A 12,569-nucleotide genomic window follows, 5' to 3' on the forward strand; every position below is an offset into this window, starting at 1 on the left:
CCGGGGAAATGAACAGGATGGACAACCGGCATGGCGACTCCGTGGAAATGACTGCCGCGGACGACGGGTAAATACGGCAATAATGTCTTAATCATAATCCAGTTGGGTGCAGTCGTGCCACGGGCTTGCCTGGCGAGTTGGCTAGCTTAGCAATTTACTGGCGCGAGGTCACCTGTGGTTGTCTATTGGCAACGCACGGTTGACGCCAGGGGCGCGCCGTGCTGGCAATTTGGGCTTGCTGCCATCGGGAATGCGGTTGGGAGTCTGTAAATCCTTTAAAATAGCGGATTACGCAAAACCCCGTTTCAAGGAATCTGTATGTCCATTTCCAGCACCGAGGAAATCGTCGCCGAACTGCGCGCTGGCCGCATGGTCATCCTGGTCGACGAAGAAGATCGCGAAAACGAAGGCGACCTCGTGCTTGCAGCCGACTTTGTCACGCCCGAGGCGATCAATTTCATGATTCGCCATGCCCGGGGCCTGGTGTGCCTGACCCTGACCGAAGAGCGCTGCGACCAGCTCGCCCTGCCGATGATGACGTCGAAAAACGGCACCTCGTTCGGCACCAATTTCACGGTATCGATCGAAGCGGCCGAAGGCGTGACCACCGGCATCTCGGCAGCCGACCGCGCCCGCACGATCCAGGTCGCCGTCAATAAAGGCACCGTGCCTGACGACCTGGTCCAGCCGGGCCACATCTTCCCGCTGCGCGCCCAGAAGGGCGGCGTGCTCATGCGCGCCGGTCACACCGAAGCCGGTTGCGACCTCACGCAGATGGCCGGCCTGTCGCCCGCTTCGGTGATCTGCGAGATCATCAAGGAAGACGGCACCATGGCGCGCCTGCCCGACCTGATCGAGTTCGCGAAAGAACACCACCTCAAGATCGGCACCATTGCCGACCTGATCCATTACCGCAGCCAGAACGAATGCCTGGTCGAGCGCGTTGCCGAGCGCACGCTGTCGACCGAAGCGGGCACATTCCAGCTGGTGGCGTTTCGCGACGCCCCGAGCGGCTCGGCCCACCTGGCACTGGTGCATGGTGACCTGTCGCCCGAGAAAGAAGCGCTCGTGCGCGTGCACCAGCCGGTGTCGATCCTCGACCTGCTGGAAAACCGCGCCACCACCCACTCGTGGGATATGGCTTCGGCCATGCGCACCATCAAGGCCAGCAGCGCCGGCGTGATCGTGCTGCTCAATTGCGGCGAAACGGCCGAGCAATTGTTTGCGCAACTGGCGCCGCAGGATGCCAAGGGCAACCGTCTGGGGGCCCGCGCCGCATCGATGGACCTGCGCACCTACGGCATTGGCGCCCAGATCCTGCGCGCGCTGGGCGTGGGCAAGATGCAACTGCTGGCCAACCCGCGCAAGATGCCGTCAATGACCGGGTTCGACCTGGAAGTGACGGGCTACGTGCCGCGGCCCGACGCCTGAACCATCCAATCCAACTAATATAGAACAACCAATACAAGAGGTCAGTCATGACGGTAGGAACTTTTGAAAGCAATATGCAGGGCGAAGACCTGCGCATCGGTATCGTGCAGGCCCGTTTCAACGCCGATGTCGGTCATGGCCTGCTGTCGTCGTGTCTGGCTGAACTCAAGCGCCTGGGCGTGGCCGACGAAGACATCCTGCACGTGACCGTGCCGGGCGCGCTCGAAGTGCCGCTGGCGCTGCAGCGCATGGCTGTCACCGAACAGTTCGATGCCCTGATCGCGCTGGGCGCGGTCATCCGCGGTGAAACGTACCACTTCGAGCTGGTGTCGAACGAATCGGGCGCGGGCATCACCCGCATCGGTCTCGATTACGGCATCCCGATCGCCAACGCGATCCTGACCACCGAAAACGATGAGCAGGCAGAAGTACGCATGGCCGAAAAAGGCGCCGACGCAGCGCGTGTCGCCGTTGAAATGGCCAACCTCCTGATGGCGCTGGACGAGCTGGTGCCAGAGGACGAATAACAGTAAAGGCAAGAGAACAATGACTGACAAGAATATGCACGCCAACCCGAGCAAGAACCGCACGCCGCGCCACCGCGCGCGCGAGTTCGCGCTCCAGGGGCTGTATCAATGGCTGCTGAACAATGAACCGGCACGCATCGTGGCGACCAATATCCGCAGCGCCCATGGTTTCGACAAGGCCGACAGTGATTTCTTTTCGGCGCTACTCAATGGCGCCATCAGCACCTCGGTCGAGCTGCGCGAGTCGATCGCGCCGCTGATCGACCGTTCGATCGCCGAACTGTCGCCGATCGAGCACGCGGTGCTGCTGCTGGGCGCCTACGAGCTGAAGAACCACCCTGAAGTGCCGTACCGCGTCGTGATCAACGAAGCGGTCGAGCTGACCAAGTCGTTTGGCGGTATCGACGGCCACAAGTATGTCAATGGCGTGCTGGACAAGCTGGCCCAGCGCCTGCGCCCGGATGAAGCGGCGGGCGATCAGCGGCGCTGATCGTCGTTCGCACTAACAAGAAAGCCACCGTGCGCGAGCCGGTGGCTTTTTTTATGGTTGCGGATACGGCGCGGAACCCAAGTCAGCCGCGCCGCCTGCAACCTGGACGTGCACCCGCCAAAAAAAACCACCGCCGCAGCGATGGTTTCTCGGAAAGCGCGTAGCGCTTACAGACCGGCCAGTGCGTCTGCAGTGACCACCGGCGCGTTGGCAACCGTGGTTGCCTCCGGCACCGACTTGACTTCCGGCTTGACGCTTTCGGTTTCCGGCTGCTTGCTGACGACGATCGGCGCCGGCGTTGGCGTGTAGCGCTTCATCGCCGGCACGTTCTGGCCCTTGGCGACCTGGTTCAGCAGGCGGTACTCGTTGAGCACCTTGGCGCCATAGCCCTGGTCGCTGTCCATATCGGCGGCGCCGACGTAGGTCTTCAAGCCGCCCTCGACCGAACCGGTGCGCTTGACATAGTCTTTCAGGATCAGGGCGCCGACACGGATGTTGGCGACCGGATTCAAGGCTGCCTGCTGGCCGCCGACTTTCTCGAACTTGTCGTGGTGGACCTTGGCCATGACTTGCATCAGGCCCTTGGCGCCCATCGCGCTTTCGGCGAACGGGTTCAGGCCCGATTCAATGGCCATCACCGCCAGGATCAGCAGCGGATCGAGCTTCAGGTCATGCGCCGTCAAGTAGGCGGTCGAGACCAGCATATTGGCGGCATCGCTGGCGACGCGGTAACGCTTCGACAGCCATTTGGTCACGTACTGCTGCTGCTTGCTGTTGCCAAGCGTGGCAGTCGACGTGCCCAGGTGGGTCGTTTCGATGGCAACCGCGTTGGCCGTGGCCTGCATGGCTGGCACGACGGTAGCGACGGGCGCGGGCGGCACGACGGCCGCGACGACAGGCTGCGGGTGCAGCATCTCAGAGACGCGCTTGGCGACACTGTCGTTGGAGTAGATCAGGGCCATCATGGCCACTGCGCTGAGACCGAATACGGTCAGGGTCGAACGTGCAGTTTGTAAAACACGGCGTGCCGTTTTGGTCACGGAGGAAACCGTGATCGGCTGGCTGGCCATGGAATGCATGAGCTTTGCGCTCATGATGAAACGATGAAACATCGAATTTCCCCTTGTCGCGGCGAAAAGAAGCCCGTCGTCGCGCCAAAGGCGTTACGTGGGGGTGCTCTAGACCGTGCATCAGAAAATCGTTTGTCGCCGCGACGCGGCCGACTAACGCCGTCATTGCCTTGCTTCAGCTGGCTGCCGTCCAACATGGGGACTGGTGCCAGTGGCTCAACAACTGTCTCGGGGGAGTGGGCAGACGCCCGTTGAAAACACTCCTAAAATGTCATGTGGGGCCCCGACCCCGTGAATGCATGAGAACAGCTAAAATTGTGTCAAAAAAAGTATGGCTGTCTCATCAAAGTAGGACGGATTGTAGGGGGCAGCTTATATCAAGTCAACCCTAGCACATTGGTTCTATATTACTTCTAGTTATTAAGAAGGGACTGATGAGCGTGAAACACTTGTTGAATCAATCACTTGGCGTCGCCGCTTCACTAATGTTCTGCAACCGAAGAAAAGCTTAAAACTTGATGAAATATACAGATCTGCGTGATTTTATGGCCCAATTGGAGCGCATGGGTGAGCTCAAACGCGTCGATATTCCGGTCTCGACCCACCTCGAAATGACCGAAGTATGCGACCGCACGTTGCGCGCCGAGGGTCCTGCGCTACTGTTTTCCAGGCCAACCGGGCACACGATTCCGGTGCTGGCCAATTTGTTCGGCACGCCCAAACGCGTGGCACTGGGCATGGGCGCGAGCGATGTGAGCGAACTGCGCCGCATCGGTCACGTGCTCGCGCGCCTGAAGGAACCCGAGCCGCCGAAGGGCTTCGCCGACATCATGGGCATGGGCTCGCTCGTGAAGGCCGTGTGGGATATGGCGCCGAAAGAAGTCAAGGGCGCGGCGTGCCAGGAGATCGTGTGGGAAGGGCAGGACGTCGACCTGGCCCGCCTGCCGATCCAGCATTGCTGGCCGGGCGACGTCGCGCCATTGATCACCTGGGGCCTGGTCATCACCAAGGGTCCGAATAAAAAGCGCCAGAACCTGGGCATCTACCGTCAGCAAGTTCTGGGGCGCAATAAGGTGATCATGCGCTGGCTGGCGCATCGCGGCGGTGCGCTCGACTTTCGCGAGCATGCGCTGGCCAATCCCGGCCAGCCGTATCCGATCGCCGTGGCACTGGGCGCCGATCCGGCCACCATCCTGGGCGCGGTGACGCCGGTGCCCGATTCGCTGTCCGAATACCAGTTCGCCGGCCTGCTGCGCGGCAGTCGCACGACACTGACCAAGGCGATCGGCAGCGAACTCAGGGTGCCGGCATCCGCCGAGATCGTGCTGGAAGGGCATATCTACCCGGACGCGAACCACCCGACCGGTTTCGAGCATGCGCTCGAGGGGCCGTATGGCGACCACACTGGCTACTATAATGAACAGGATAGTTTTCCGGTGTTCACCATCGATCGCATCACGATGCGGCGCGATCCGATCTATCACTCGACCTATACCGGCAAACCGCCGGACGAGCCGGCCGTATTGGGCGTGGCGCTCAATGAAGTGTTCATTCCGCTGCTGCAGAAACAGTTCACCGAGATCACCGATTTTTATCTGCCGCCGGAAGGTTGCAGCTACCGCATGGCGGTGGTGCAGATGAAGAAGCAGTACGCGGGCCATGCCAAGCGCGTGATGTTCGGGGTCTGGAGTTTCCTGCGCCAGTTCATGTATACCAAGTTCATCGTGGTGGTGGACGAGGACGTCAACGTGCGCGACTGGAAAGAGGTGATCTGGGCGATCACGACGCGTGTCGACCCGACCCGCGACACTGTATTGGTCGACAATACGCCGATCGATTACCTCGATTTCGCGTCGCCCATCAGTGGCCTGGGCAGCAAGATGGGCATCGATGCGACCAACAAGTGGCCGGGCGAGACGAACCGCGAATGGGGTACGCCGATCGTGATGGCGCCCGAGGTCAAGGCGCGCGTGGATGCGATCTGGCAAGAACTGGGGATTTAGGTGGAAGCGGTAGCGGGGTCGGCAATTCACGGACGTCGCTATCATGTGTTGCCCTCAGCACGTCGTTGCAGCGGAGGCTGGAACCCAGTTGTGCATGCGTGGTCGCCACAATTACTATTTGTGGCGACGCGACGGACTTGCGTTCCCGCCTGCGCCCACTGCTATCCGGAATAATTCTGAGTGCTTAAATGAGATCGCCTCATAGGGAAAACCACGTCGTTCCCGCCCTCGCCGGGCGCCTTGGCGGGAACCTAAGTGTCGCCGGCTAGCGGCCTAAAAACCGACCTCCGGTGAGCGTTCGGGCCACGCAAGAGAATGAACATTCTGTAACTTCACTTGGATTCCCGCCTTCGCGGGAATGACGTGCATACTTTTGCGTATGAATATCCCGGACAGCAGTGCGCCTGCGCGGGAACGACGTGCATACTGACGTGGTGAAGGCGGGTGCTGGCGGTTTGTGTATGAGGCGGTCAGGCCAGTTCCCCAAACTGCGTGCGTGCGGTATAATTCGGGTTGGCGGGCCCCTGCGCATTGTGGCATGGTTTACCTGGTCAGGTCGGGAACGAAGCAGCCAAAGCCGTTCACCGCAAGTGCCGCAGATCAGGCTCGCCTCTTTCGATCTTCCTCGCTGTATTTTCGCTGTATCTCCGCTGCTTCCTCCCCTTTTTTGAATCACCTTCGCCAGCGCGGCTTCACCACGCCTGTCGCCGTCGTCCCGTGCCCCGCCGTACGCCAGCTCGACCGCCGAATGTTCGCGGCGACCGTCATCTGCGGTAAAATCGTGGCATGTCCTATCAAGTCCTCGCCCGCAAATACCGTCCCAAGAATTTCGATACGCTGGTTGGCCAGGAGCACGTCGTTCGTGCACTGAGCCACGCACTGCGCACCGGGCGGCTGCACCACGCCTATCTGTTCACGGGCACGCGCGGGGTCGGCAAGACCACGCTGTCGCGCATCCTGGCCAAGTCGCTCAATTGCATCGGCCCGGACGGGCAGGGCGGCATCACCGAGCAGCCATGCGGCGTGTGCGAAGCCTGCGTCGCCATCGATGCCGGTCGCTTCGTCGACTACATCGAGATGGATGCGGCGTCCAACCGCGGCGTCGACGAGATGGCGCAGCTGCTCGAACAAGCCGTCTACGCACCGAGCAATGCGCGCTTCAAGGTCTACATGATCGATGAGGTGCACATGCTGACGAACCACGCGTTCAATTCGATGCTCAAGACGCTCGAAGAACCGCCGCCGCACGTCAAGTTCATCCTCGCCACCACCGACCCGCAAAAAATCCCGGTGACGGTGCTGTCGCGCTGCCTCCAGTTCAACCTCAAGCAGATGCCGCCGGGGCATATCGTGGGCCACCTCGAAGACATCCTGGGGCAAGAGGGCGTCACGTTCGAGCAGCCCGCGCTGCGCCTGCTGGCGCAAGGCGCGCACGGCTCGATGCGCGATGCGCTGTCGCTGACCGACCAGGCCATCGCCTACGCCGCCGGCCAGGTCACGCTCGAATCGGTGCAGGGCATGCTCGGCGCGCTCGACGGGTCGTACCTGGTGCGCCTGCTCGATGCGCTGGCCGCGCAGGATGGCGCCGACCTGATGGCGGTGGCCGACGAAATGGCCAGCCGCAGCCTGTCGTACAACGGCGCGCTGCAAGACCTGGGCACGCTGCTGCACCGCATCGCGCTGGCGCAATCGGTGCCGGGCGCGGTGCCGCAAGACTTGCCGGAGCTGGCCGACATCATGCGCCTGGCCGGCCTGTTCGAGCCGCAAGAAGTGCAGCTGTATTACCAGATCGCCGTGCATGGCCGTAACGAGATCGGTTTCGCGCCGGACGAATACGCGGGCTTCACCATGACGCTGTTGCGCATGCTCGCCTTTCGCCCCGGCCAGGGCGGCTCGGACGTCGGCGCACCGCCGGTAGCGGCGCCGATCAACGTGCCTGGTGCGCGCGCTGCGGCGGCGGTTGCGGCGAGTCATGCGGCGGTGACGCCGCGCGCGGCCGCGTCGGCCCCGGCGGCTGCACCGGCGCCACGTCCGTCGGCACCGCCAATGCCTGCCGCGCCCGTCGCCGCAGCTGCCGCTGCCGGCGCGCCGCCGATGACGTCGGCGCGGGCCGCGCTCAATGCGGCGCTCGAAGCGGCGCGTGCCGGCTCGGGCATGCGCGCGGGCGGCAACAAGCGTCCTGAGCCAGCGGCCGACGCAGTGCCGCCTTCGCCACCTTCGCCAGCGCCGCGTCCACCAGCGCCTGCAGCGCCGGGGCCAGGCGCCTCGATGCACACGGCGCCACGCAGCCAGGCGGCCCCGCCGTGGGACGGCGGCGGCCAGCAAGCCGTGGCGCAGTCCGTCGTACCGGCGCAAGCCCAAGCCCAAGCCATTGCGCCGCCGCAACCGACGATGCGCGCCCCGCAGCCGGCAGACGATGATGTGCCTTCATGGGTCACCGAATTTTCCGACGACACGGCGGTGGCCACCGTCACCACCGAGGCCGCGCCGGCCGTGGTCGTGGCTCCGGCGGTGCGCGCGCCCCGCGTGGCGCCGCATGCCTATGTCATCACGCCGGTGCCAGAGATCTCCTGGGACGGCAACTGGCCGGCGCTGGCCGGCAGCCTGCCTCTGCGCGGCGTGGCCCAGCAACTGGCCCTGCAGACCGAGCTGATCGCGTGCGAAACCAACGACAATGCGGTCACGTTCCGGCTGCGCGTGCCAGTCGACACGCTGCGCGCCAGCGGCAACAGCGAAAAGCTGGCGGCGGCGCTACAAGAACATTTCCCGCATCTGCGCGTGAGCGTGGAATCCGACATCGGCCCGGTCTGGTACACCGCCGGCGCCGAACAGAAAGCGGCGCGTGAAGCGCGCCAGCGCGAGGCCGAGGCCGTGGTCGCGGCCGACCCGTTCGTGCAGGAACTCGAGCAACGCTTCGATGCGTTCGTCGTGCCCGGCTCGGTCAAGATCGCCTGAATCAACTTAGATAACCCTATTTGGAGAACCACACCATGATGAAAAACCAGCTCGCAGGCTTGATGAAACAGGCGCAAGCCATGCAGGACAATATGAAGAAGGCGCAGGAAGCGCTGGCCCTGGTCGAAGTCGAAGGCCAGTCGGGCGCCGGCCTCGTCAAGGTCGTCATGACCTGCAAGAACGACGTCAAGCGCGTCACCATCGATCCGTCGCTGCTCGGCGACGACCGCGACATGCTGGAAGACCTGGTCGCCGCTGCGTTCAACGACGCCTCGCGCAAGGCTGAGGCAACTGCTGCCGAGAAAATGAGCGGCGTCACCGCCGGCATGCCGGGCCTGCCGCCCGGCTTCAAGATGCCTTTCTGATGCAATGACGATGCGGCCTGCCGGCGTCAGGCCGGCAGGCCGTTTTTATTCAGCCACCCATGTCGACATCCCTCGAATTTCTCATCGAATCGCTCCGGCGCCTGCCTGGCGTGGGTCCCAAATCGGCCCAGCGCATGGCATTTCACCTGCTGCAGCATGACCGCGAGGGCGCGGCGCAATTGTCGCGCGCGCTGTACCAGGCGGTCGACACGGTGCACCACTGCGTCAAGTGCAATACCTTCTCGGATGTCGAGATCTGCGACCTGTGCGCCGATCCCGAGCGCGATCACACGCTGCTGTGCGTGGTTGAAACGCCGGCCGACCAGTTGATGGTCGAGCAGACGCTCACCTGGCGCGGCCTGTATTTCGTGCTGATGGGCCGGCTGTCGCCGCTGGACGGCATCGGGCCGCGCGACCTGCACCTGGAAAAGCTGGTGACACGCGCCACCGACGAGGTGGTGGGTGAGGTGGTACTGGCCACCAATTTCACCAACGAGGGTGAAGCCACCGCGCACTACATCAGCGAGATGCTCAAGGCGCGCGGCCTGAAGGTCAGCCGGCTCGCGCGCGGCGTGCCGGTCGGTGGAGAGCTGGAATATGTCGATGCGGGCACGATTGCGCGCGCCATGCTCGATCGCCGCAGCACGTAATTTGCCGCCTGCTGTCGCTCTGGCGATATCCGAACGAGGCCTGTCGATACGGGCCTCGTTTTTTTACGCGTGGCATTACCAGTACGGCCCCCAATACCCGCCGCCATGCCAGCGGCCCGGTCCCCAACCGCCATACACGCCGGAGTTGCTGCCCATGCGCTGCAACTCCTCGCGCGTGCTCAGGTGCAGCACGCACTGGCGCCACGGGTCGCTGCTGGCGGCGTAGCCCAGTTGCGTGCAAGCCGGGCCGTAGATGGCGATGAGCTGGGTCATTTCAGCCTGCATGCGCGCGGCGCGCTCGGCGGGCGTGGAGCAGGCTGCGGCCAGCAAGGCCAGGCCGGCCATGGCCAACGAGCGACAATGCTTGCGAACGGCGGTGAACATGACAGCTCTCCTGGGGTGGTGACGCAGTGTCAGCTTAGAATCAGAACCCGGTGTGGATATGATCCAGATCAAACGTGCGAATCTCGCGTCGTCGTGCTCTTTGATGCTCGTCGAAAGGTTTTTCTGGCAACATACGCAGCAATCAGGGGGATCACATGCAGCGATGGAAGAAATGGACGTTGCGCAGCATCGGTGCGCTGCTGGGACTGGTGCTGCTCGTGCTGCTCGGCGCGTGGCTGTTCTTGCGCGCCAGCCTGGCGCAGCTCGACGGCGAGCGCCAGATCGCGGGCTTGACGGGCGAGGTGCGCATCGAGCGCGATGCGAGCGGCGTGCCGCTGATCACCGGTGCCACGCGGCTCGACGTGGCGTATGCGACCGGCTTCGTGCACGCGCAGGAGCGCTTCTTCCAGATGGACCTGCTGCGCCGCACGGCGGCTGGCGAACTTGCCGAACTGTTCGGCCAGCGCGCCGTGCCCCTTGACCGTGCCAACCGGCTGCATCGCTTCAAGGCCCGCGCCCAGGCGACGTTTGCGCGCCTGCCCGCGCCAGAACGCGCACTGCTGGAACGCTACGCGGTCGGCGTCAACGAAGGCCTGGCGGCGCTTGGTGCGCGGCCGTTCGAATACGCGCTGACCGGCGCTGCGCGGCGGCCGTGGCACGGATCGGATTCCCTCCTTGTCATCTGGGCCATGTACATCGACCTGCAAGGCATGCAGGCCTCGCGTGAATTGGCGCGCGGCTGGATGCGCGCGCACAGCGACGCCGCGCAACTGGCGTTCTTGCTGCCCGAGGCCACGGACTTCGACACGACGCTGGACGGCGGCGCGGCGCCCGAGCTTGTGCCGCTGCCCGCTCGCGCGCCAGGCTGGTGGGGCGAGGCGCGCCTCGTGCCGGGCGCGCCCATCAAGCTGTCCGGACGGGACGTAACCGACTCGGTTGGCAGCAACAACTATGCACTGGCCGGCAGCCGCAGCACGAACGGCGCGGCCATCGTCGCCGACGACATGCACCTGGGCCTGCAACTGCCGAACATCTGGTACCGGCTGGCGCTGCGCTTCCCCGATCCGACCGCCCCCGGCGGCCAGCGCCGCCTGGCGGGCGTGAGCCTGCCCGGCGCGCCGCCCTCGGTCATCGTCGGCAGCAATGGCCAGGTGGCGTGGGCCTTCACCAACAGCTATGCCGATACGCTCGACCTGGTCGAACTGGGCATGGACGCCGCGCGTCCGGGCCAGGTGAGCGTGGCGGGCAGGTGGGAAACGCCGCAGGAATATGTCGAGACGATCCTGGTGAAAGGCGCGCCGGCCGAACGCTTGGTGGTGCGCGATACGTGGCTGGGCCCGATCCGCGAGGTCGCCGGGCGCAGCTACGCCGTGCACTGGATCGCGCACGATCCGGCGGCGCTGAACATGAATCACCTCAAGCTCGAGTCCAGTGCCACGCTCGACGCGGCGCTGGCAGCGGCGGCCAGCAACGGCATCCCGGCCCAGAACTTCGTGGCCGGCGACGCGCGCGGGAACATCGGCTGGACGATCGCCGGCCTGCTGCCGCAGCGCGCGACGGCGGCGAACGACACGACGTTCCCGCTGCCACCGGATACAGCGACGCCAACCTGGAAGGGCACGCTGCCCTACGCGGCGTACCCGCGCGTGGTCAACCCCGCCATTGGCCAGCTCACCACCGCCAACAGCCGCCAGTTGATGGGCGAGGGTTATGCGCTGCTGGGCGACGGCGGCTACGACCTGGGGATGCGCAACCGTCAGTTGCACGATCGCGTGGCGGCGCTGGGCGCGCAGACCGATGTACGGCGCGCGTTCGATGCGGCGCTGGACGACCGCGCGCTATTGATCGGCGCGTGGCGTGACCGCGCGCTGCTTGCGCTCGATGCCAGCGCGCTGGCCGGGCGCCCGCAGCGGGCCGAGTTCCGGCGCCTGCTCGAGACGAGCTGGGATGGCCGGGCCAGCGTGAACTCTGTCGGCTACCGCCTGGCGCGCGACTTCATGTGGGCGCTGCACGACCTGCTGTACACCGGGGTCAATGTGCAGCTCAAGGCGCTCGATCCGAAAGCCAGCGCCGCCGGCGCCAGCGCGCGCTGGCCGGCGGTAATGGCGCGCCTGCTCAACGAACAGCCGGCCGGCTGGCTGCCGTCAGGCTACGCCGATTGGCAGGCGTTGCAACTGGCGGCCGTGGATCGTGCAATCACTGCGCTGCAGGACGCCGGCACGCCGCTGGCGCAAGCCACCTGGGGCGCGCGCAATACCGTGGACGTTGCGCATCCGATCAGCATGGCGGTGCCGGCGCTGCGGCCATGGCTGGCCGCACCGGCCGACCAGCTGGCGGGCGACGCACACATGCCGCGCGTGGCGGGGCCGAAGTTCGGCCAGTCCGAACGCCTGATCGTGTCGCCGGGACGGGAAGAAGAGGGCTTGTACAATATGCCGGGCGGGCAGAGCGGGCATCCGCTGTCGCCGTTTTTCATGGGCGACCATGGGGCCTGGGTGGAGGGCAAGCCGACGCCATTGTTGCCGGGCGCGGTGAAGCATACGTTGCGGTTGGTGCCGTAGCGATCCGCGACTGCAGTTTTCTACGTTGACCTTTGAACGTCGTTCCAGCCTCCGCTCACTGCTGTCCGGAATAATCTTGTTGACTGTCGCATCAGAATAGACATCCCTGATTTTTGATCTCGGCCTGTCTATT

General features: G+C 64.5%; 10 protein-coding genes and 1 other RNA gene. 9 read left to right on the plus strand and 2 right to left on the minus strand.

The window, feature by feature from the left end:
* The first annotated feature begins 318 nt into the window (after positions 1 to 318).
* Genes ribBA through nusB form a run of 3 tightly spaced genes read left to right on the plus strand, consistent with a single transcriptional unit; the run spans position 319 to position 2,448 of the window.
* On the plus strand, positions 319 to 1,431 hold the full coding sequence (gene ribBA / locus AB2N08_RS19070; protein ID WP_367612480.1) for a bifunctional 3,4-dihydroxy-2-butanone-4-phosphate synthase/GTP cyclohydrolase II: 1,113 nt from the start codon (positions 319 to 321) through the stop codon (positions 1,429 to 1,431).
* A 47-nt stretch (positions 1,432 to 1,478) separates the two neighbouring features.
* Positions 1,479 to 1,958: a 6,7-dimethyl-8-ribityllumazine synthase gene (ribH, locus tag AB2N08_RS19075; protein ID WP_367612481.1), complete on the plus strand. Its 480-nt coding sequence runs from the start codon at positions 1,479 to 1,481 to the stop codon at positions 1,956 to 1,958.
* A 19-nt stretch (positions 1,959 to 1,977) separates the two neighbouring features.
* Positions 1,978 to 2,448, plus strand: coding sequence for a transcription antitermination factor NusB (gene nusB, locus AB2N08_RS19080; RefSeq protein WP_367612482.1), 471 nt, complete (start codon positions 1,978 to 1,980; stop codon positions 2,446 to 2,448).
* Positions 2,449 to 2,615: 167 nt separating this feature from the next.
* Here nusB and AB2N08_RS19085 read toward each other — a convergent pair whose 3' ends face one another.
* Positions 2,616 to 3,413 carry a transglycosylase SLT domain-containing protein gene (locus AB2N08_RS19085; protein WP_367612483.1) on the minus strand — a complete coding sequence of 266 codons (798 nt, stop codon included), beginning with the start codon at positions 3,411 to 3,413 and terminating at the stop codon, positions 2,616 to 2,618.
* A 623-nt stretch (positions 3,414 to 4,036) separates the two neighbouring features.
* On the opposite strand from AB2N08_RS19085, the gene ubiD reads away from it, so the two are divergent.
* The 5 genes from ubiD to recR all read left to right on the plus strand — a co-directional run bounded on the left by ubiD (position 4,037) and on the right by recR (position 9,491).
* Complete coding sequence (gene ubiD / locus AB2N08_RS19090; RefSeq protein WP_367612484.1) at positions 4,037 to 5,521, plus strand: 4-hydroxy-3-polyprenylbenzoate decarboxylase; 1,485 nt, start codon at positions 4,037 to 4,039, stop codon at positions 5,519 to 5,521.
* Positions 5,522 to 6,036: 515 nt separating this feature from the next.
* An RNA gene (ffs, locus tag AB2N08_RS19095) (signal recognition particle sRNA small type) lies at positions 6,037 to 6,135 on the plus strand.
* Positions 6,136 to 6,307: 172 nt separating this feature from the next.
* Complete coding sequence (locus AB2N08_RS19100) at positions 6,308 to 8,476, plus strand: DNA polymerase III subunit gamma/tau (protein WP_367612485.1); 2,169 nt, start codon at positions 6,308 to 6,310, stop codon at positions 8,474 to 8,476.
* A gap of 35 nt (positions 8,477 to 8,511) precedes the next feature.
* Entirely contained in the window at positions 8,512 to 8,841 is a 330-nt protein-coding gene (locus AB2N08_RS19105; protein ID WP_183550557.1) for a YbaB/EbfC family nucleoid-associated protein, read from the plus strand.
* 59 nt (positions 8,842 to 8,900) lie between these two features.
* On the plus strand, positions 8,901 to 9,491 hold the full coding sequence (recR, locus tag AB2N08_RS19110; RefSeq protein WP_367612486.1) for a recombination mediator RecR: 591 nt from the start codon (positions 8,901 to 8,903) through the stop codon (positions 9,489 to 9,491).
* A 75-nt stretch (positions 9,492 to 9,566) separates the two neighbouring features.
* Here recR and AB2N08_RS19115 read toward each other — a convergent pair whose 3' ends face one another.
* Positions 9,567 to 9,875, minus strand: a complete 309-nt coding sequence (locus AB2N08_RS19115) for a hypothetical protein (protein ID WP_367612487.1) — start codon at positions 9,873 to 9,875, stop codon at positions 9,567 to 9,569.
* A gap of 155 nt (positions 9,876 to 10,030) precedes the next feature.
* Between AB2N08_RS19115 and AB2N08_RS19120 the strand changes: the two genes are divergently transcribed.
* Positions 10,031 to 12,436 carry a penicillin acylase family protein gene (locus AB2N08_RS19120; protein ID WP_367612488.1) on the plus strand — a complete coding sequence of 802 codons (2,406 nt, stop codon included), beginning with the start codon at positions 10,031 to 10,033 and terminating at the stop codon, positions 12,434 to 12,436.
* Positions 12,437 to 12,569 lie beyond the last annotated feature (133 nt).

This window comes from Massilia aurea, assembly GCF_040790145.1.
Classification (GTDB): Bacteria; Pseudomonadota; Gammaproteobacteria; order Burkholderiales; family Burkholderiaceae_D; genus Telluria; species Telluria aurea_C.

Coding starts and splice junctions, on each gene's coding strand:
- ribBA (WP_367612480.1), top strand. CDS start 319: ATGTCCATTTCCAGCACCGAGGAAATCGTCGCCGAACTGCGCGCTGGC.
- ribH (WP_367612481.1), top strand. CDS start 1,479: ATGACGGTAGGAACTTTTGAAAGCAATATGCAGGGCGAAGACCTGCGC.
- nusB (WP_367612482.1), top strand. CDS start 1,978: ATGACTGACAAGAATATGCACGCCAACCCGAGCAAGAACCGCACGCCG.
- AB2N08_RS19085 (WP_367612483.1), bottom strand. CDS start 3,413: ATGATGGCCCTGATCTACTCCAACGACAGTGTCGCCAAGCGCGTCTCT.
- ubiD (WP_367612484.1), top strand. CDS start 4,037: ATGAAATATACAGATCTGCGTGATTTTATGGCCCAATTGGAGCGCATG.
- AB2N08_RS19100 (WP_367612485.1), top strand. CDS start 6,308: ATGTCCTATCAAGTCCTCGCCCGCAAATACCGTCCCAAGAATTTCGAT.
- AB2N08_RS19105 (WP_183550557.1), top strand. CDS start 8,512: ATGATGAAAAACCAGCTCGCAGGCTTGATGAAACAGGCGCAAGCCATG.
- recR (WP_367612486.1), top strand. CDS start 8,901: ATGTCGACATCCCTCGAATTTCTCATCGAATCGCTCCGGCGCCTGCCT.
- AB2N08_RS19115 (WP_367612487.1), bottom strand. CDS start 9,875: ATGTTCACCGCCGTTCGCAAGCATTGTCGCTCGTTGGCCATGGCCGGC.
- AB2N08_RS19120 (WP_367612488.1), top strand. CDS start 10,031: ATGCAGCGATGGAAGAAATGGACGTTGCGCAGCATCGGTGCGCTGCTG.